The following is an 18,995-nucleotide window of genomic DNA, read 5'->3' on the forward strand; positions in this document are numbered from 1 at the left end:
AATTCGATGGTGCCTGTGACGTCCCCGGTGGGGCCGCGCCCCGGTATTTTGTGACTTTTATATTTGACAATGCCGTGTGCAATATGTTTCCTGAATGCACGTAAAAGGTGATTTTGCAGGTATTTATATATCTTTTACTATCTGATGGAATGGAAATAATATGCAAGTTTCTTTATGGATTGCATTCGCTGTGGCATATATGGGAATAACATTGTCACCCGGCCCGAATGTGATGATTGTGCTGACGCATGCTGCAAAGTATGGTTTTCGTCATATCTATGTAACGATTGCTGGTAATCTCACCTGCCAACTGCTCATTATTACGGCCATTGGCCTTGGAGTCGGTGCTCTGCTTACGGTTGATACCGTCGTCTATCACTGGATGAAATATGTCGGGGCGGCTTATCTGGTCTATCTGGGCGTGCGGATTGTCTACAATGTCTTTGTGAAAGGACGCGCCACCAATCTCAATCTGGTTGATCCGGGTGTGAAGCAGGAAAGGCTACCGTCTTTTCGCAGGCGCTATCTTGAAGGTGTTGCCGTTTCCGCCAGCAATCCGAAGACGGTTATATTTCTGTCTGCCTTTCTGCCGCAATTTGTTTCCAGAGATATGCCGATCTTTCCGCAGTTTGCTATCATGTTTTTGACAATTGCGATGATCGTTACAACCATTCATTCGGTTTACGCGCTTTTGCTGATCGTGATGAAGGCGCGACTGTCGGGCTCTCTTTCCAGCCGTTTCTTTCCCGGCCTGACGGCAGCGATCTATCTGTTTCTCGGTGCAAGCCTGGGCTGGTCAGCCTGAGTGGGAAAGACTCAGTTGGTGACAAATTAACTGAAGTCCTCCCGGAAAGACCGGTTCACACTTTTGCGCGACATCCTTAGCCTTCCTCTCAAGCCCGCTCTACAAAGCCGTCCAGCACGCGCTTTTGTCCGGCCCGGTCGAAATCGATCGTCAGCTTGTTTCCCTCTATGGCCGAAATATTGCCGTTTCCGAACTTGATGTGAAACACCCGGTCGCCCACGGCAAAGCGTGAGGGCTCGGTGCTGGTGGATTTGGCCACCAGTTCGCCCTCGATGGTGCGGCCGCGCGGGCCGCTTTCGCCGTAACCGATGCGCTCCACCGCGTGGCCGGAGCGGGTGCCCCAATTGTCACGCGTGGCGTCGGTCCGGTTTTGCTGGGCGCGTTTCCAGCCGGGGGTGGAGTAGCTGTTGGTGAAGGGCTCGGCCTTGTCGAAGCGGGACTGACCGTAGCCGCCGCGTCCATAGCCGCCATAGCTGGTGTCCACCTCCGCCACTTCCACATGCATGGGCGGCAACTCGTCCAGGAAGCGGGAGGGCATGGTGGACTGCCACAGCCCATGAATGCGGCGGTTGGAGACGAACCACAGATGGCAGCGCCGCTTGGCGCGGGTAATGCCGACATAGGCCAGCCGCCGTTCTTCCTCCAGCCCGGCGCGCCCGCCTTCATCCAGCGCCCGCTGGTGCGGAAAGAGCCCCTCCTCCCAGCCGGGCAGGAAGACGGTATCGAATTCCAGCCCCTTGGCCGAATGCAGCGTCATGATCGAGACGGCGTCCAGATCCTCGTTCTGTTCGGCATCCATGACCAGCGAGACGTGTTCGAGAAAGCCGCGCAGGCTCTCGAAGGCTTCCATGGAGCGGATCAGTTCCTTCAGGTTTTCCAGCCGTCCCGGCGCTTCCGCCGATTTGTCGTTCTGCCACATGGCGGTATAGCCGCTTTCGTCGAGAATCTGTTCGGCCAGTTCCGTATGGGGCGTGTTTTCCAGCAAGCCCTGCCAGCGGCGGAAATCCGCCACGACATCGAACAGCGCCTTGCGCGCTTTCGGCTTCAATTCGTCGGTCTCGATAATATCGGCGGCCGCGGCCAGCATGGGAATGTCGCGGGCGCGGGCATAGTCATGCAGGGTGCGGATCGTGGTATCGCCCAGCCCGCGTTTCGGCGTGTTGACGATGCGCTCGAAGGCCAGATCGTCGGCGGGCTGGCAGACGAGGCGGAAATAGGCCATGGCATCGCGAATTTCCAGCCGCTCGTAAAAGCGTGGCCCGCCGATGACGCGGTAATTCAGCCCAAGCGTGACGAAGCGATCTTCGAATTCGCGCATCTGGAAGGAGGCGCGCACCAGAATGGCCATGTCGTTCAGGTTATGCTTGCGGCCAGTGGCGTCGCCCCGCTGCAAACGTTCAATTTCTTCGCCGACGGCGCGGGCCTCCTCTTCCGAATCCCAGGCCGCATGCACCACCACTTTTTCGTCATCCGGGTCGGTGCGGTCGGTAAACAGCGTCTTGCCGAGGCGGCCTTCATTATGGGCAATGAGATGACCGGCAGCCCCCAGAATATGTTCGGTCGAGCGGTAATTGCGCTCCAGCTTGATGACCTTTGCACCGGGAAAATCCTTCTCGAAGCGCAGAATGTTATCCACCTCGGCGCCGCGCCAGCCATAGATCGACTGGTCGTCATCGCCCACGCAGCACAGATTGACCGGCTCGTTTTTCCCTCCGGCTGAAGCGGGACGCTGCGCCAGAAGCCGCAGCCACATATATTGCGCGGTGTTGGTGTCCTGATACTCATCCACCAGAATGTAGCGGAACTTCTGGTGATAATCCCTGAGCACGTCGGGATTGGCCCGGAACATGCGGATGGGATGCAGCAGAAGATCGCCGAAATCGCAGGCGTTCAGGCTTTTCAGCCGGTTTTGATAGGCGGTGTAAAGCTCGCGGCCCTTGCCATTGGCAAAGGCGCGGGCGTCGCCCTCCGGGATCTGCGCCGGATCGAGGCCCTTGTTCTTCCAGCCATCGATCATGGCGGCGAATTGCTTGGCCGGCCAGCGCTTGTCATCAATGCCTTCGGCCTGGATCAACTGCTTGATCAGCCGCACCACGTCATCGGTATCGAGAATGGTGAAATCGGAGGAAAGCCCCACCAGTTCGGCATGACGGCGCAGTAGCTTAACGCCGATGGAGTGGAAGGTGCCGAGCCATGGCATGCCCTCCACCTGACCGCCGACCAGATGGCCGATGCGTTCCTTCATTTCCCGCGCCGCCTTGTTGGTGAAGGTGACGGCAAGGATCTGGCTGGGAAAGGCGCGACCGGTGGCCAGAATATGGGCGATGCGGGTGGTGAGCACGCGCGTCTTGCCAGTGCCCGCACCGGCCAGCACCAGCACAGGCCCATCCAGCGTTTCCACCGCTTCGCGCTGCTCCGGGTTCAGCCCCGAAAGATAATCCGGCTGGCGGGCCTGATCGCGCGCGGCCATGGCGCGGGCGGCAATGCCAAGGCCGCCGCCAGCAGAAGGGCCAGAGGAAGGCGAAGGCGCAGCGACCGGCTTCTTGCGCGGCGCGGGTTCCTCGTCAAAGAAGGGAATATCGTCAAAACCGTTGCTCATGCCGCCCAATGTAGTGATTCGGGCCGGAAAGGCTAGCAAATGTTCCGGTTTTATTCTGATTTTTCCGGCTTCTGCCCCTGTTTTTCAGCGGGAGAAAGCGGTCATCCTTTCTTTTTGCGCGCTGAGGTGAGCGGCAAGTTGTGCGTGCCGTCGCTGCCAGAAGGGCCGGTCCGGCCACCGCCGCTCCATGCCGTACCAGGCATGGATATGGTCGCAATAGGCTGTCCATATCGGCTGTAATTGCGCCTGATAATCGATAAGCGCATCTGTGTTGCCTTGAAGAAAACGATCTGCGGCTTCCGCTGCCGCAAGGCCCGTGTAGAGCGCATTGAACAGGCCCTGTGCCGAGAGCGGATCGAAGGCCAGTGCGGCATCGCCGACGGCCATCCAGCCGGAGCCTGTTGACACTGCGAGAACACTTCCCCGTGTTTCCGCAGGTAAAACCGGCTCCCACTTTTCCTGGAAACACTCCTGGTTTTTACGTGTTTCCGGACAGAAAACCGGAGCCCACTTTTCCTGGAAACACTTTAACCGGCTCGACTGGGCAGCCCGGTAGCCAAGCGCCGTGCCGGGGTGAAAGCCGCTGTTTTCGATTAGTTGCGAGAGATGGGGCTGTGCCATGGCGCGCTGCATCAACCCCTCTACCGAGGTCACCCCCGCATCCGCGGCAAGGTCGGCATCGGTGTGAAAGGCAATCACCCGCCTACCGCCGGGAAGCGGCGCGCTGTACCACCAGCCGTCCGGCTCTGCTTCAATGAAGGTCGTTCCGGCGGTGCGGTCTGCTGTATCGTCACCGTGGAGATAGCTGCAAACCAACCGGTCCTGCACCTGCCGCTCCACCTTGAAATGCCGGGCAAGACCCGATGCCCGTCCCCCGGCGTCGATCAGCAGTCTTGCCGTGGCGGACATGGTTTTGCCGTTTGTTCCAATGGCGAGCTCAACCCGCCAGCCATCCGCTTCCCGCCCCACATTCAAGGCGCGGGCGGGCTGAAGAAGTGCTGCACCGCGCCCCACGGCCTGCTGGCGCAGCCAGAGATCGAAACGGGCGCGGTCCAGATGCCAGCCCGGCCCATCGGGATCGCGCAGGCCGTCAGCCTCGAAGCCCAACTCCGCACCCCAGAAGGCGCGGCTGGCATGGCAGGGGGCATGGCCCTCTGCCAGGAATGATTCCCAGAGCCCCATGTCACGGAAAAGCCGCCGGGCTGCCGGGGCAAGCGATTCGCCAACCGTCACGCTTTGCCCGGACTGCCGCTCGATCAGAAGAACCCGGTAAAAGGGCGCGAGATTGAGCGCGAGACAGGCGCCTGCCGGTCCCGCGCCGATGATGATGGCGTCCGCGTCGATCACGCCGTTTGCGGCGTCTTTCATGCCCGGTTGTGGTCTGGTCTGCCGATCAGGAGGCACATTTTATCGATGGTTGTTAGATCCGTATCAGGTGCATCGTCCTGCTCGACAGGTTTCGAGATCAGCCGGTGCTCGTCTTCTACCTCAATCAGCGCCGGAAATAGAGCTTTTCCGGTTTCGTCCTCCGGGCCGGGCCGCACTTCCACCACGCCCAGATGGTCGAAGTGATGGATCATGCGATTGATCTGCTCGGTATAGCCACTTTTCAGGCCAAGCGGCTCTATCCATGAGGCGCGCCGGGCAAAGGCGGCCAGCCGGTCCTCCTTCGGCAGGCTTGCATCCATGACGAGGGTATAATCCTGCTTGGTCAGCACTTCATTCGGCACGCGGGCGGGCCAGAAGGTCGGCACGTTGGGATCATAGGTGGAGGTGTAACCTGACCGGCAGCTCGCGGTGTCCGTCTGCCACGGTACGGCCATCCAGCGGGTTATTCCGCCCGGAATTTGGCCGCCAAGAGGACCATTTGGACCTTTCGCCCCGTCTTTTGTCAGAATGGCGCCGAGACCGGGTTCCACCCAACCCTTTGGCGCATGCTTGAAGCGGAACGGTTCCATGTACATGGTGGTGTAGCGTACCGGCCATGTCATCTCGCAGCCGGGATGGAAGGCATCCGCCAAGCAGAAATCGAGCGCCGCACGCGTCAGAACATCGCCCTGTTCCACCAACGGCACCTCATCGAATGTGTGATAGACGGGCGCTGTTCCCCAGTCATCGATGAACTCGCCCTTTACCCATTGGTCCAGCATGGCAAGCTGCGTCACAGACAGCGTGCTATGCTGCCTTGGAGTTTTCGCGGGCGGATAGCTCATGGCGTCGCCATAGAGCCAAGGCCAGGGAACGGGCGACCAGGAATCCGTTTCGTCATGGCGGAAATTGTTCTTGATCACCCTTCGGAACTCTTCGCGGCTGGGGCTTTTGTTCCGCAGCCGGTCGATCCAGTCTTCGCTTGAGAAATCATAGGGCGATCCCCAGCCGAAACCCGCTGCAAAACCGGCATTGACCCATTGCAGCCCGCTCATCCGCTCAAAGATCGGGTAGAGATCGTTGGTAAAGGAGGGAAGCTCAGGCTGTTTCAGCGTCCCGGCCTTGATCGCCACGTCCCGCATCAGATCCCACAGGGTGCGCACGGATTTGCGCTGCGGTCCGTAATTGGGCGGGGCTACTACGATCCAGGCGGGCGTGACGGGCAGGTGCGCGCCTTCGAAGATCACTTCCGCCGTCACCGGACCATCGGAGACATCGTCATGCCAGCCTTCATTGTTGCCGAAGGTAATGGCGACGCTTTTGTCGTAGGAGGCGGATTTTCCGCGCCCGCCGGTGACCAGAAGACGCGCATCCTTTTCGCACCACATGCGGCCGAGATAGACCGGATCGCCCTGATGCATGAATTTGCCCGCCACCATATCGACGCTTTGCTTTCCGTGGCCCGCATGCAGGCGGTGCTCGCCGGCATCCAGAACCAGAGCGGCCCGATCTGAAACGGTAGGATTGCGCAGCGTGGTCGGAGTGGCAAGGGCGGCTTCGGGAATATCGAGCGCGATCTGGAAACCGTACCAGGCGGCCTTGCGATTGGCGAGGTGCACCTGCCAGCGGATATCGGCGCCGCTTCCCGAAGCAGACAGTTCCTTCACAATCTGTCCGTCCTCATTGACACCGTAAATCCGGAAACGGGCCGCCTGCGGCAGCAGCCGTCCCTCTTTGTCGCGATAGGGATTGGGCGCTCCGTCCTTGACGATCACCGGCAGCGGATCCGGTACTTCCGGGCCGAGAACATAGCCTTCCGGCGCATTGCCGACACGGGCTATGCCGATAGCCGGATAGATGACAGCCTTGACGATCTTGCTGGACGTGGTTTCTGCTGCAGCCATGAAAAATCCCGCCTTGAAATAAGGGTGAAGATGAAAAGGGAATGACCAAGGGAATGCATGCGCAAAGCCCCTTCCATGCTCCTCCTGAAGGGATGATGCGCGTATGAATGTCAGGATGCACTTATAAAGGGTGCTCTGTCCTGCTGCAATCCCGTGCTTGGATAGGACCAATTTTGGTCACGTCTTGGCCGCCTGCCGTCATCGCATGGGGATGATTGAGCAATCGTCCCAGGGCGGTGACGCAGAACAGGTCAGGCCGCTTTGGTGCTGGACAAGCCCCGCCTTGCTGGCGCATATCATCGCCGCACGATGAAGAGCAGGCGGGAGTGATGAATGAGCCGCAAGGATGTGATCGCGGGGCCTCGCAATGAAGAAGGAATTGCCACGGTTCTCGGCCTGTTGAAGCAGCGCTTCGGGGAGCGGTTCCAGACCGGGCTCTCCTTTCGTGAGCAGCATGCCCACACCACCACCTATCTGCCGGCGCAATTGCCCGATGGCGTGGTTTTCGTGGAAAGTGCCGATGAGGTGCAGGCGGTGGTGAAGGCCTGTGCCGAGCACAAGGTGCCGATGGTGCCCTTTGGCGTCGGCACCTCGCTGGAGGCGCAGGTCAATGCCGCCCATGGCGGAATTTCCATTGATTTCAGCCGAATGGACAAGGTTCTGGAGGTTAATGCCGAAGATCTGGATTGCACCGTGCAGCCGGGCGTGACGCGTGAGGCGCTGAACACCTATCTGCGCGATACCGGCCTGTTCTTCCCGATCGATCCCGGCGCCAATGCGACCATCGGCGGCATGGCCTCCACGCGAGCCTCCGGCACCAATGCCGTGCGCTATGGGACGATGAAGGACAATGTGCTGGCGCTGACCGTCGTCACCGCCAATGGCGAGGAGATCAGAACGGCCAGGCGTGCCCGCAAATCTTCGGCGGGCTACGATCTCACCCGGCTTTTCGTTGGCGCGGAGGGCACGCTTGGTGTGATCACGTCCGTGACCTTGCGCCTGCAAGGGATACCGGAGAAGATCGGCGGCGGCATTTGCCAGTTTGCCGATGTCAAGGCGGCCTGCGATGCGGTGATCATGACCATTCAGCTCGGTATTCCGGTGGCGCGTATCGAGCTTCTGGATGCCATGCAGGTCAGGGCCTGCAATGCCTATTCCAACCTGACGCTGCCGGAAAAGCCGACGCTCTTCCTGGAATTTCATGGCACGGAACAGACGGTTGCCATGCAGTCCGAGCAATTTGCCGAGATTGCCCGGGAGTATGGCGCGGAAAACCTCCGCTTCACCTCCGATCCGGAAGAACGCGCCCAGATGTGGAAGGCGCGGCACAACGCCTACTGGGCGGGCAGGGCACTTGCCCCGCATCTGAACGGCCTTTCCACCGATGTATGCGTGCCGATTTCGCGGCTGGCTGATTGCCTGGCGCAAACCCAGGCGGATATTGCCGAGACCGGGTTGCTGGCCCCCATTGTCGGCCATGTCGGCGATGGGAACTTTCACGTCCTTATTCTCTTCGATGACAAGGACGGTGCCGATGTCGACAAGGTCGAAGCCTTCCTGACGCGGCTCAACGCCCGGGCGCTGGCCATGGATGGCACCTGCACCGGCGAACACGGCGTAGGGCAGGGCAAGATGAGCTATCTGGAAGCCGAACTGGGTGGCGCGCTCGACGTGATGCGGCAGGTGAAGCGGGCGCTCGATCCCGACAATCTGTTCAATCCGGGCAAGATCTTCCGGTTGTAAAGCATTTCCAGGGAAAGTGGTTTCCGGTTTCCCGTTCGGAAATGCGTAAAAACCAAAGCATTTCCAGGGAAAGTGGTCACCGGTTTCCCGTCCGGAAATGCGGTAAGACCAAAGCATTTCCAGGGAAAGTGGTCACCGGTTTCCCGTCCGGAAATGCGGTAAGACAAGAAGGCGCTTGTCCTTCGGGTTCAAGCGGTTAGTTTATTCTTTCTGAAAGATGAATGGGGAGGGGCCGCAAAGGCCCTTTTCCCGGATAGATAGGTTGGGTGTGTTCGGCAGGTTGTTCATCGCGGTTGGCGGTTTGGTGGTGTTGGTGCTGTTTGCGGCGCTGCTGGCCCCCTTGTTCGTGGACTGGACCGGTTTTCGGGAAAATTTCGAGGCGGAAGCCAGCCGCATTCTGGGCAAGAAGGTGGTGGTAAATGGCGCCGTGGAAGCGCGCATCCTGCCCTTTCCCTCCGTCACCCTCAAGGATGTGACCGTCGGGCCGGGGGAGGATGGCCAGACGCTGGTGCATGTCGCGAGCTTCTCCATGGATGCCGAGCTTGCGCCTTTTCTGTCGGGTGAAACCCGGATTTTCAGCATGCGGGTGGAAAAGCCGGAGGTGAGGCTGCGCCTGCTGGCAAATGGCTCGCTGGACTGGCTGCGCGGCAGCCGTCCAAGCCTGCCCGCCGGAACCGTGGTGCTGGAAAAGGCGACGGTGACCGATGGCGACGTGACCTTCATCGACGAGCAGACCGGCCGTACCCGTCACATCAGCGGGTTGAATGCCGATCTTTCCGCCCGCTCACTGGCCGGCCCTTGGTCGGTGTCGGGCCGGGCGGCGCTGGATGGGCAGGCGGGCACCTTCACGCTGTCCAGCCTCCAGCCGGAAGCGGGCTCCACCTCTGTGCCGGTGAAAATCCGCATTTCGCCGGACAGCGAGCCGGTGGATATCGATCTCGCTGGCGACCTTGCCCTGCAAAATGGCAGGCCGACCCTTAAAGGCAGTTTCGTTTCGGTCCTGAAAGCGGTTGCCGAGCACGGAGACAGGCCGCAGCCGGGCGATAAGCCGGTGCCGCAGCCGCGGGTGAAGGGTAAATTCGAGCTTGCCAATGACCGCATCCGCGTGCCGGAATACCGGCTGGAAATCGGGGCGGCGGATAATCCTTATGTCATCACTGGCGAGGCGACGCTGGATACCGGCAAGGCGCCGGAATTCCTGCTGACGGCGGATGGCCAGCAGATCGATGTCGACAAGCTGGCTGCCAATGTGCCGAAGGGCAAGACTGGCCGGATCGGCGAGAGTTCTGCTCGCCAGCGCATCCGCGCGCTGATTGCCCTGGCGGATGATATTCCCATTCCCACCGTTCCGGGCCGCGCCAGCCTGAAACTGCCCGCCATCGTGGCGGGCGATACGGTTATTCGCGATGTCACGCTGGATCTGAGGCCGGATGGGGAAGGCTGGCAGGTGGATAAGGCCGTGGCGCTGCTGCCGGGCCGCACCCAGGTGGAGGCCTCCGGCCATTTGCGGCTGAAAGGCGATGCCTCCTTTAGCGGCTCGCTGCTGGCTGCGTCCAATCAGCCGTCGGGACTGGCAGGCTGGCTCTCCGGTGATGTCGATCCGGCGCTCCGGCAGTTGAAGACGGCGGGCTTTTCGGCGGAAGTGCAATTGACCGAGGATGAGCAGCGGTTTGAAAAGCTGGAGCTTGCCATGGGCACGGCCAGCCTCAAGGGCAGGCTGGAGCGTCAGGCAAAGGACGGAGCCGAGCCGGCGCTGTCCTTCGATCTCACCGGCAATGAATTCGATTATGACACCGCACGGGCGCTGGCTTCGCTGGTGGCGGGCGATGCCAGTACCGAGGCGCTGCTGCGGCATCAGGTGGCCGGGCAGATCAAGGTCGGGGCCTTCTCGGTGGCCGGGTTGACGGCCCGCGATGTCAACGGGCTCTTCACCTACAAGGACGGCGGCTTCTCGCTGCGCAAGCTGGAGATCGGTGATCTTGCCGGGGCCAGCCTTACCGCCAATGGCGAGGCCTCCGGCTCGCTGGCAGATTATAACGGCAAGGCGCAGGTCATTCTGCATGCGGGCGACGTGTCGGGCTTTCTGGCCATGTTGAACCGGCAGGTGCCGGATTATCCGCTGCTGGCGAAGATTGCCAGCCATGGCCGCTGGTATGGCGAGACCGATCTGGTGCTGGATGCGCGCTTTGGCGATGCGCAATATGGCGGCGTGAAGCTCGATCTGCATGGCAAGGCCAATGGCACGGAGATCAGCGCCAATCTGAGCCGCAACAGCCTGTTCGATCCGATGGACGATGCTGAAAAGACGGCGCATGTCGCCTTCAGGAATGAAGAGCCTGCGACCCTGCTCGGCCAACTGGGTCTCGATCCGCTGCCGCTGCCGGTGGATGGGCCTGCAAGCCTCACGGTTGACCTTGCCCAGAGGGGGAGCGATCCGGCCACGGGCAAGGCGAACGTGTCGGTCGCTTCGACGGCGCTGGACGTGGAGGGGCGTGTCACTCTCTCCAAAGACCGTTTCGGCGACGGTCAGGCGCATGTGTCTCTGAAAAGCGAGGATATCGAGCCGCTGCTGGTGATGAATGCCTTGAGCCTTCCGGGCTTCGGGCAGGGCCTGCCGCTGTCGCTGTCGGCGGATGTCGAGCGGCAGTCGGGCACGCTGGTGCTCAGCCAGATCCAGGGCAATGTTGACGGCAATGCGGTGGCGGGCCAGCTCAATCTGGAACGGGGCGACAATCCCAGACTGGACGGCGCGCTGACGCTGCAAACGGCCAGCCTTGACTGGCTGGCATCCACCGTGCTTGGCCCACTGACCGCTGCCGATGGTGGCCTGATGCGGGAGAAATTGCATGTCCCCATCTGGGGTAACGCCGAACTGGCTTTGGTCGTGGATGCCAAATCGCTGGACATGGGCGAACTTCCGCCAGCCTCGGATGCAAAACTCAGATTTTCCGTGGTGGATGGCGGCGTGCAGATGGAAAGCCTGACCGGCCAATGGCTGGGCGGCACGCTGGAAGGCCAGATGAGCCTTTCCAACACGCAGCAGACAGGCTTTCTGCGCGGCAAGGCGACGGTCAAGCAGGTTGATCTTGCCCGGCTGTGGCAAACCGGCAGGTTGAGCGGCAAGGGCGATTTGGACCTGACCCTTGAAGGCAGCGGCCCGACGGTTGCCGATCTCCTGTCGTCGGTCAACGGTTCCGGCAAGGCGATGGTCTCGCCGCTGGTGGTGGCCGGTCTCGATCTTTCGGCCTATGACGCGCTTCAAAAGGCGTTTGCCGGGGAGACCGGCGAGATTGCGGCAAGCCGGGTGGCGCAGATGCTTCCCTCGCTGCTCGCAAAGGCACCGGCTCGGCTGGAGAAGGTTGAACTGCCGCTGACCGTTACGCAGGGGACGATCCGCTTTCAGGGTGTGCATCTTGCTGCACCCCCGGGCGAACTCAGGGCTGACGGAACGGTGGGGCTTGCCGATGGTGATGTCGATGCCGCGCTGACCATTGCCTATCCGCCGGGCGAAGATGCGCCGCAAGGCAGTGCTCCGGAACTGACGCTCTCACTGACAGGACCAGTCGCGGCGCCCGTTTTGACCTATGGTGTGGAGGCTCTGGCCAACGATCTTTCGGCGCGCGCGCTGGAGCGTGAGCGCAGGCGGGTGGAAACCTTGCAGGCCAATGTGCTGGAAAAGCAGCGCCTGCGCCGGGAGGCGGCCTATTATGCCGCGCTCGCCGCATCACGTCAGGCGGAGCGGGCAAGGCAGGAGGCCGAACGCCGGGCTGCGGCGGAAAAGGCGGGGAATGATAACGCCCCGCCGGTGACCGCGCCACCGGCGCCGGAACGGCCTGCCGATCAGCCCATGCTGGATATGCGCAGCCTGCCGGGTGGAAATTAGTGCATTATCCGGAGAAAGTGCGTAGCGGTTTCCCGCCTCACCATATGTAGAACCTCAGCGTCGAGGCGTTTGAAAGACAAAAAAGAACCGCTATGCCGTCATGGCAGAGCGGTGCTGGGTCAGAGCATTGCGCGGCTTTGAAAGCCAGGGCGCATGCTTAAAACAGGGATTGAGTCTGACTTAAACGAAGGCAAAACGCTGGCCGAAGGGGGGCATCTCGCCGCCTTCGACATTGCCACCGCCGAAATTGGCGAATTTGGATGCGAAGTCTTCGAAACCTTCCGGTGCCGCGCTTGTGGTTTCTGTGCTTTCGCTGTCGCTTGCTGCCGTCGTGGAGTCTGTGGCTGAAGCCGTGCTGGCGTCGGTCGTCGTCGTGCTGTCAGTCGTCGTGGTGCCAGTTGTCGTGCTTGCGCTTGCATCCTCGGGACGCGGAAAACGCATGCCGCCCATTGGACCCATCGGTCCGCCGAAGCCTGCAAAGGAAGAAATGCCGCTTACCATGTGATTTTCCTCTTGGCTGAATCATTCGCCGATTGGAATCGGCCGAATGATTGTCGATGGTTTCGCGCCTTCCGTGAAAACCGTCCCCACCTTTCTCAAGGCCAGCGCTGTCATACTATGAAACGCTTTGTGCAATTGATTCGCTTGCACAACGTTTCATCGCGAGACAGTTATGATCCATAATGTTTGATAGAGATTTAACGAATCTGCGCCTTCAGCCACGCCAGCACACTCAGGCGCAACGCCGAGGACAAATTGTCATTCGGGTCGCGGCTCCTGTCTATTTCGGCAATCAGTGCAGCAAGAGGCATGCCGCGCTCAGCCGCCATGCGACGCAGCTCTTCCCAGAATTCGTCTTCGAGGGAGAGGCTGGTGCGATGTCCGTGCAGCGAAACGGAGTGTTTGCGGATCACCGGGCGAGGCCGTGATTATCAGCTTTTGTCAGGAGATTTCGAAGAAGGGGACGGTGCACCGTCCTTTGCTTCGTCATCGGCCTGCTTGCGTTCAAGGCGGGATTGATCGAGCGATTTTTCCGCCTTTTCGTTCAAGGCTCGCGTCAGGGATTTTTCCGCCTTGGTGCGGCCGAAGGTCAGGCGGTTTTGTTCCGCCGCCTTTTCCTTCTCGGCTCTGGCCTTGGCCTTCTTGAACTGGCGAAGGTTGACGATATCCGCCGCCATGGCTGACCCTATTGCTTCTTGCGGAAGGCGTCGAGCGAAACGACAGAGCCTTGCTTCTTCTCGCCATCGCCCTTGTCGTCGCCGCTCTCTTCAGTCCGCTCCGTGGCGGCCAGCGGATAGGCCGTGACCTCGGCGGGCGTCTCTTCCTCTTCCACCAGCGGAACGTCGAATTCCAGCTCGAAGTTGACGGAGGGATCGTAGAAGCCGCGAATCGCGTTGAACGGGATGACCAGCTTTTCCGGCGTATCGGAGAAGGACAGACCCACTTCGAACTGGCTGTCCGTGACCTTCAGGTCCCAGAACTGATGCTGGATGACAATGGTCATCTGCTCGGCATATTTTGCCTTGAGATGCTGGGAAATCCGCACCCCCGGAGCCCCGGTCAGAAAGGTGATGAAGAAGTGATGGTCACCCGGAAGCCTGCCCGTTGCTGCCACTTCTGCAAGCACTTTGCGGATAACGCCGCGCAGCGCATCCTGAGCCAGAATGTCATAACGGATGTGGTCCTGCCCCATGTGGTCCTATCTTTCTTTCAGTCTGCTTCTGGGTCTTAGATCTACAGCACCGAAGGGATGCTTATTCCTGTTTATAAGCCAAGCTGGCCGCTGGCGCAAAGGCAGAATGCTTTTGCCGTCAAGCTTTTGCAGTTTACGGCCTGTGAGCGGCAAATACTGGCAGAATGAGGGGGAAGTGGAGGTTTCTGTTGCCAGGTACCTCCGAACCCCGCCTTACAGTGCTACCCGCAAGGACTTAATTTGGGTTTCTGGCACCGCGATTAAGCAGCGACAGCGTAACCCTGAGCGTTGTTGTCGTTTGCAACTACTCTAGTGACCCGATAACGGCGGTATCATGCCGGGCAAAAGTTCGATCTTTACACCCTTGTCGATCCTATTTCGCCCCCATCAAAAGCCGGTCACAGTCCACGAGGTGGAGAGCCGACCGGTTTTTGGTGGAGGCGCCGGGTACCGCCCCCGGGTCCAATAGGTTTATTTCATCGACCGTTTATTGCCATAGCCGATGCAAGCACCGGCATGCTTCATATAGGTTGTCAGAGCGGCGATGAAAAGAGGTTTCGCGCGCTTTATGACGGGCAGGTGACCGTTGTCTCACGAAGCTGTTGACGAAGGTCGGGCGAACCCTCGCCGTTTCAGGGGATTTTGCTATAAGGAAGCGGAGGTGTCGGAGATGGAATGCCGCAATGAAGCAATATCACGATCTCATGCAGCACGTGCTGGAGCATGGCAGCGACCGTGGCGACCGCACGGGCACGGGCACGCGCTCGGTCTTCGGCTATCAGATGCGTTTCGATCTTTCAGACGGCTTTCCGGTGCTCACCACCAAGAAGCTGCATCTGCGCTCCATCATTCACGAGCTTCTGTGGTTTCTGAAGGGCGATACCAATATCGCCTATCTCAAGGAAAACGGCGTCACCATCTGGGATGAATGGGCCGATGAAAACGGCGATCTCGGCCCGGTCTACGGTGCGCAATGGCGCTCCTGGCCAGCCCCGGATGGCGGTTCCATCGACCAGATCGCCAATCTTGTCGAGGGTATTCGCAAGAACCCTAATTCCCGCCGTCACATCGTTTCCGCCTGGAACCCGGCGCTGGTGGATGAGATGGCGCTTCCGCCTTGCCATTGCCTTTTTCAGTTCTATGTGGCGGATGGCAAGCTTTCCTGCCAGCTTTACCAGCGCTCTGCCGATATCTTTCTCGGCGTGCCTTTCAACATCGCCTCCTATGCCCTGCTGACGATGATGGTGGCGCAGGTGACAGATCTTGAGCCCGGCGACTTTATCCACACCCTCGGCGATGCCCATCTCTATGCCAATCATTTCGAGCAGGCACGGCTGCAATTGATGCGCAGCCCCAAGTCGCTGCCGACCATGCGGATCAATCCGGCCGTCAAGGATCTGTTTGCCTTCCGCTTCGAGGATTTCGTGCTGGAAAATTACGTGGCCGATCCCTCCATCAAGGCGCCCATTGCCGTTTGACCTGTCGGCTGCAGGCTCTCACGGTGATTTCACGGTAAGTTTATGAAACCCTGCCGTGACTTTCGAAGGCCTGTGTGAATTTAGTGATCGGGCTGATAACATATTCTCGTGAGTTATCGGCTAAAACGTTATTTCTGCTGCGGAATTTCCCGGACGGACTTCCGAATGGGGAAGGGGGCACACCATTCCGTTCTTCCGAAAGGTCTCTTATGTTTTCTCAACGTCTCAACCAGTGGGCACCGCTCGTGCTCAGCATTCTCCGCATCGTCGTCGGGCTTCTGCTGCTCGATCATGGCATGGCGAAAATCATCGGTTTCCCGGTTTCGCAGATGAACCCGCCGCCGATGAGCCTGCCGTGGATTGCCGGCGTGATCGAACTCGTGACCGGTGTGTTGCTGATCATCGGCCTTTTCACCCGGCCTGCGGCCTTCCTGGCGTCCGGCCTTTGCGCCTTTGCCTATTTCATCGGCCATGCTCCTAAGAACTTCTTCCCCGTCAACAATGGCGGCGATGCAGCCATCCTGTTCTGCTTCATTGCGCTTTACATCTTTTTCGCCGGCGGCGGTCCGATCGGTCTCGATGCGAAGTCTGGCCGGGCTTGAGGCCGGTCAGCGGGGACGATAAAGGGTGACCTCCGGCACCGGATGGGTGCCGGAGGTCTTACCGTTTGCGAAGAGGGCGTGCGCCTTGACACAGATTTCCATTGTCGTGGCTTTTTCCCGCAACCATGTCATTGGCCGTGACGGTGACATGCCGTGGAAGCTCTCCACCGATCTCAAACGCTTCAAGGCGCTGACCATGGGCAAGCCGCTGGTTCTGGGCCGCAAGACCTTTGAGAGCTTCGGAGGCCGCCCCTTGCCGGGACGTCCGCATATCGTCGTCAGCCGCGGCGCACCCATTGCGGTCGCGGGCGTGGAAACCGCCGCAAGCCTGGAGGCGGCCCTCGCGCGGGCTGAGAGGCTGGCGCAGGACCTCGGTGTGGATGACATCTGCGTGATCGGCGGCGGCGAAATTTACCGTCAGGCCCTGCCTCTGGCGGATGTTCTGCATGTGACCCATGTGGAAGCGGATATTGCCGACGGCGATACGTTTTTCCCGCCAATCAGCGATGATCTCTTTGAAAAACAGGAAGAGCATTTCGTTCCCGCCGGGGAGCGCGACAGTTACGACACGCGATACGCGATCTATCGTCGCAAGAAGCCGCGTTAACTCTTTATTTTTCCCGGAATTGAAGAAGTTGCCGCCATTGCGTTGAAAGCCGGTGTTCCGATACCTATAACGGGAACTAATCCCAGTGGCAGCCTTCTTATGGCGCCGTTGCGGGCGATGGGAGTTTCCGACCAAAGAGGTTTGAATGCCTTGGAGCAATCAGAACGGCGGCGGCCCGTGGGGCGGCGGCGGTGGTAATAACAATCAAGGCCCATGGGGCCAGGGGCCGAACCGGCCCCGTGGAGGGGGCGGTGGCGGCAAGCAGCCGCCGGATATCGAGGAGATCATCCGCAAGGGGCAGGATCAGTTCAAAAACCTGATTCCCGGCGGCGCCAATGGCGGTGTCGCGCTCGTGCTGGCGCTGGTGCTGGGCGGTTTCTGGTTGACCCAGGCCATCTACACCGTCCAGCCGGATGAACGCGGCGTGGAAATGCGCTTCGGCAAGCCGAAGGACGAGATTTCCGGCCCGGGCCTGCATTTCCACATGTGGCCGCTGGAAACGGTGGAAAAGGTCAAGGTCACGGAGCAGCAGCAGAATATCGGTGCGCGCGCCTCGACCACCTCGACCGCCGGGCTGATGCTGACCGGCGACCAGAACATCGTCAACGTTCAGTTCTCCGTTCTCTATACGGTGAACGACCCGAAGGCCTATCTGTTCAACCTGGAAACACCGCCGCAGACCATGCAGCAGGTGGCTGAAAGCGCCATGCGCGAGGTGGTGGGCCGCAGGCCAGCTCAGGACATTTTCCGTGATGCCCGCCAGCAGATTGCGGTGGATGTGCGCAACATCATCCAGGGCACCATGGATAGCTACGGCTCTGGCATTTCCATCAATTCGGTGGCCATCGAGGATGCCGCGCCGCCGCGTGAGGTGGCCGATGCCTTTGATGAAGTGCAGCGCGCCGAACAGGACGAGGACCGCTTCGTCGAGGAAGCCAACCAGTACGCCAACCAGCGTCTGGGTGCTGCACGCGGTCAGGCCGCGCAGATCCGCGAAGAGGCCGCCGCCTACAAGGACCGGGTGGTGAAGGAAGCGGAAGGTGAGGCGCAGCGCTTCGTGTCCATCTACGACCAGTATACCAAGGCCCCGGATGTGACGCGCAAGCGGATCTACATCGAAACCATGGAGCAGGTTCTGAAGAAGTCCAACAAGGTCATTGTCGATGACCAGCAGGGTGTTGTGCCCTATCTGCCGCTGAACGAGATTGGCCGCATGGGCAACCAGCAGGGCCAGGCCGGCCAGGGAGGCAAGTAAGATGACCAATCGTCTCGTCTCCATTCTCATCGGCCTCGCGGTCGTGCTGCTGTTGATCTATTCCTCGGTTTTCGTGGTCAATCAGCGCCAGCAGGCCATCGTGGTTCGCTTCGGCCAGATCAAGGCCGTTTACAACGAGCCGGGTCTTTACTTCAAAATGCCCTTCGCCTTCCTTGGCGCCGACCGCGTGCAGATGGTGTCGGATCAGGCCTTGCGCTTTGATCTCGACAATATTCGCGTGCAGGTTCGCGGCGGCAAGTTTTATGAAGTCGATGCCTTCCTGATCTACCGCATTGCCGATGCCAAGCGCTTTATCGGCATCGTCAGCGGCGGTGACCGCGACGCGGCGGAATCGCGCCTGCGCACCCGTCTCGATGCCTCTCTGCGCCGCGTCTACGGTCAGCGTGGTTTCGAGGCCGCGCTTTCGGATGAACGCTCGCAGATGATGCAGGAAGTGGCCTCCGATCTCAAGACGGATGCGGAAAACCTGGGCCTGAAGATCGAGGATGTCCGCATTCGCCGCACGGATCTGACGCAGGAAGTGTCGCAGCAGACCTATGCCCGTATGCGCTCCGAGCGTCTGGCCGAGGCCGAACTGATCCGCGCCCGTGGTAACGAGGAAGGCCAGCGCCGCCGGGCTATCGCCGATCGTCAGGTGGTGGAATTGCAGGCTGACGCCCAGCGCGAATCGGAAATCCTGCGCGGTCAGGGCGACGGTGAGCGCAACCGCATCTTTGCCGATGCCTATCAGCGTGATCCGGCCTTCTTCGAGTTCTACCGGTCGATGGCCGCTTACCAGCAATCGTTGGGTGTTGCGGGCACGTCCATGGTGCTTTCGCCGAATTCGGAGTTCTTCCGCTTCTTCAATTCGGAAAGCGGTACGCCGTTTCAGCCGGGCGGCGCACCCGCCCAGCCGCGCCAGCCTTGAGGGTGGCGTCTCCAACAGAAGATTTCGGAAGGGCAGCCCATCGGCTGCCCTTTTGCGTTGCGTTGCGGCCGTATTCGACAAGCTTTAGCCATGCTTATCCTCAAGATAGCGTGAACAAGCCAGCCGGGGG

At 60.2% G+C, this 18,995-nt stretch carries 15 protein-coding genes and 1 other RNA gene; 8 read left to right on the forward strand and 8 right to left on the reverse strand.

Features of this window, described 5'->3' with window-relative positions; all coding sequences use genetic code 11:
• The first annotated feature begins 160 nt into the window (after window positions 1-160).
• Window positions 161-805 (forward strand): LysE family translocator, encoded by a 645-nt coding sequence (locus QO005_RS05750; RefSeq protein WP_307157028.1) that lies wholly within the window; start codon window positions 161-163, stop codon window positions 803-805.
• An 88-nt stretch (window positions 806-893) separates the two neighbouring features.
• Here the strand turns inward: QO005_RS05750 and QO005_RS05755 are convergent, their stop codons facing one another.
• The 3 genes from QO005_RS05755 to QO005_RS05765 all read right to left on the reverse strand — a co-directional run bounded on the left by QO005_RS05755 (window position 894) and on the right by QO005_RS05765 (window position 6,676).
• Window positions 894-3,404, reverse strand: coding sequence for an ATP-dependent helicase (locus QO005_RS05755; protein WP_307157029.1), 2,511 nt, complete (start codon window positions 3,402-3,404; stop codon window positions 894-896).
• Between the two features lie 84 nt (window positions 3,405-3,488).
• A complete protein-coding gene (locus tag QO005_RS05760; protein WP_307157030.1) occupies window positions 3,489-4,772 on the reverse strand; it encodes a tryptophan 7-halogenase in 1,284 nt (427 codons plus the stop codon).
• Window positions 4,769-6,676, reverse strand: a complete 1,908-nt coding sequence (locus QO005_RS05765; RefSeq protein ID WP_307157031.1) for a LodA/GoxA family CTQ-dependent oxidase — start codon at window positions 6,674-6,676, stop codon at window positions 4,769-4,771. Before QO005_RS05765 ends, QO005_RS05760 begins: the two co-directional genes overlap by 4 nt.
• A 333-nt stretch (window positions 6,677-7,009) precedes the next feature.
• Between QO005_RS05765 and QO005_RS05770 the strand changes: the two genes are divergently transcribed.
• Complete coding sequence (locus QO005_RS05770; RefSeq protein WP_307157032.1) at window positions 7,010-8,419, forward strand: FAD-binding oxidoreductase; 1,410 nt, start codon at window positions 7,010-7,012, stop codon at window positions 8,417-8,419.
• Window positions 8,420-8,687: 268 nt separating this feature from the next.
• On the forward strand, window positions 8,688-12,302 hold the full coding sequence (locus QO005_RS05775; RefSeq protein WP_307157082.1) for an AsmA family protein: 3,615 nt from the start codon (window positions 8,688-8,690) through the stop codon (window positions 12,300-12,302).
• 180 nt (window positions 12,303-12,482) lie between these two features.
• Here the strand turns inward: QO005_RS05775 and QO005_RS05780 are convergent, their stop codons facing one another.
• The 5 genes from QO005_RS05780 to ssrA all read right to left on the reverse strand — a co-directional run bounded on the left by QO005_RS05780 (window position 12,483) and on the right by ssrA (window position 14,550).
• Entirely contained in the window at window positions 12,483-12,803 is a 321-nt protein-coding gene (locus QO005_RS05780; RefSeq protein WP_307157033.1) for a hypothetical protein, read from the reverse strand.
• A 197-nt stretch (window positions 12,804-13,000) separates the two neighbouring features.
• Entirely contained in the window at window positions 13,001-13,216 is a 216-nt protein-coding gene (locus QO005_RS05785) for a ribbon-helix-helix domain-containing protein (protein WP_307157034.1), read from the reverse strand.
• An 18-nt stretch (window positions 13,217-13,234) separates the two neighbouring features.
• The gene (locus QO005_RS05790) at window positions 13,235-13,480 is read right to left on the reverse strand and encodes a DUF4169 family protein (RefSeq protein ID WP_307157035.1); all 246 of its coding nucleotides are present in this window, start codon (window positions 13,478-13,480) and stop codon (window positions 13,235-13,237) included.
• An 8-nt stretch (window positions 13,481-13,488) separates the two neighbouring features.
• A complete protein-coding gene (locus QO005_RS05795; RefSeq protein WP_307157036.1) occupies window positions 13,489-13,995 on the reverse strand; it encodes an SspB family protein in 507 nt (168 codons plus the stop codon).
• 174 nt (window positions 13,996-14,169) lie between these two features.
• Window positions 14,170-14,550: a transfer-messenger RNA gene (gene ssrA / locus QO005_RS05800) on the reverse strand.
• 128 nt (window positions 14,551-14,678) lie between these two features.
• Between ssrA and QO005_RS05805 the strand changes: the two genes are divergently transcribed.
• The 5 genes from QO005_RS05805 (at window position 14,679) to hflC (ending at window position 18,865) form a co-directional block, all read left to right on the forward strand.
• Window positions 14,679-15,473 (forward strand): thymidylate synthase, encoded by a 795-nt coding sequence (locus tag QO005_RS05805; protein WP_307157037.1) that lies wholly within the window; start codon window positions 14,679-14,681, stop codon window positions 15,471-15,473.
• Window positions 15,474-15,682: 209 nt separating this feature from the next.
• Window positions 15,683-16,075: a DoxX family protein gene (locus tag QO005_RS05810; protein WP_307157038.1), complete on the forward strand. Its 393-nt coding sequence runs from the start codon at window positions 15,683-15,685 to the stop codon at window positions 16,073-16,075.
• 85 nt (window positions 16,076-16,160) lie between these two features.
• Window positions 16,161-16,682 (forward strand): dihydrofolate reductase, encoded by a 522-nt coding sequence (locus QO005_RS05815; protein WP_307157039.1) that lies wholly within the window; start codon window positions 16,161-16,163, stop codon window positions 16,680-16,682.
• Between the two features lie 145 nt (window positions 16,683-16,827).
• Entirely contained in the window at window positions 16,828-17,937 is a 1,110-nt protein-coding gene (gene hflK, locus QO005_RS05820; RefSeq protein ID WP_307157040.1) for an FtsH protease activity modulator HflK, read from the forward strand.
• A gap of 1 nt (window position 17,938) precedes the next feature.
• The gene (hflC, locus tag QO005_RS05825) at window positions 17,939-18,865 is read left to right on the forward strand and encodes a protease modulator HflC (RefSeq protein ID WP_307157041.1); all 927 of its coding nucleotides are present in this window, start codon (window positions 17,939-17,941) and stop codon (window positions 18,863-18,865) included.
• Window positions 18,866-18,995 lie beyond the last annotated feature (130 nt).

The organism is Allorhizobium paknamense, assembly GCF_030815125.1.
Taxonomy (GTDB): Bacteria; Pseudomonadota; Alphaproteobacteria; order Rhizobiales; family Rhizobiaceae; genus Allorhizobium; species Allorhizobium paknamense.

Bases quoted from the DNA above. Each gene is read 5' to 3' on its own strand.
- QO005_RS05750 (WP_307157028.1), top strand. From the start codon at position 161: ATGCAAGTTTCTTTATGGATTGCATTCGCTGTGGCATATATGGGAATA.
- QO005_RS05755 (WP_307157029.1), bottom strand. From the start codon at position 3,404: ATGAGCAACGGTTTTGACGATATTCCCTTCTTTGACGAGGAACCCGCG.
- QO005_RS05760 (WP_307157030.1), bottom strand. From the start codon at position 4,772: ATGAAAGACGCCGCAAACGGCGTGATCGACGCGGACGCCATCATCATC.
- QO005_RS05765 (WP_307157031.1), bottom strand. From the start codon at position 6,676: ATGGCTGCAGCAGAAACCACGTCCAGCAAGATCGTCAAGGCTGTCATC.
- QO005_RS05770 (WP_307157032.1), top strand. From the start codon at position 7,010: ATGAGCCGCAAGGATGTGATCGCGGGGCCTCGCAATGAAGAAGGAATT.
- QO005_RS05780 (WP_307157033.1), bottom strand. From the start codon at position 12,803: ATGGTAAGCGGCATTTCTTCCTTTGCAGGCTTCGGCGGACCGATGGGT.
- QO005_RS05790 (WP_307157035.1), bottom strand. From the start codon at position 13,480: ATGGCGGCGGATATCGTCAACCTTCGCCAGTTCAAGAAGGCCAAGGCC.
- QO005_RS05795 (WP_307157036.1), bottom strand. From the start codon at position 13,995: ATGGGGCAGGACCACATCCGTTATGACATTCTGGCTCAGGATGCGCTG.
- QO005_RS05805 (WP_307157037.1), top strand. From the start codon at position 14,679: ATGAAGCAATATCACGATCTCATGCAGCACGTGCTGGAGCATGGCAGC.
- QO005_RS05810 (WP_307157038.1), top strand. From the start codon at position 15,683: ATGTTTTCTCAACGTCTCAACCAGTGGGCACCGCTCGTGCTCAGCATT.
- hflK (WP_307157040.1), top strand. From the start codon at position 16,828: ATGCCTTGGAGCAATCAGAACGGCGGCGGCCCGTGGGGCGGCGGCGGT.
- hflC (WP_307157041.1), top strand. From the start codon at position 17,939: ATGACCAATCGTCTCGTCTCCATTCTCATCGGCCTCGCGGTCGTGCTG.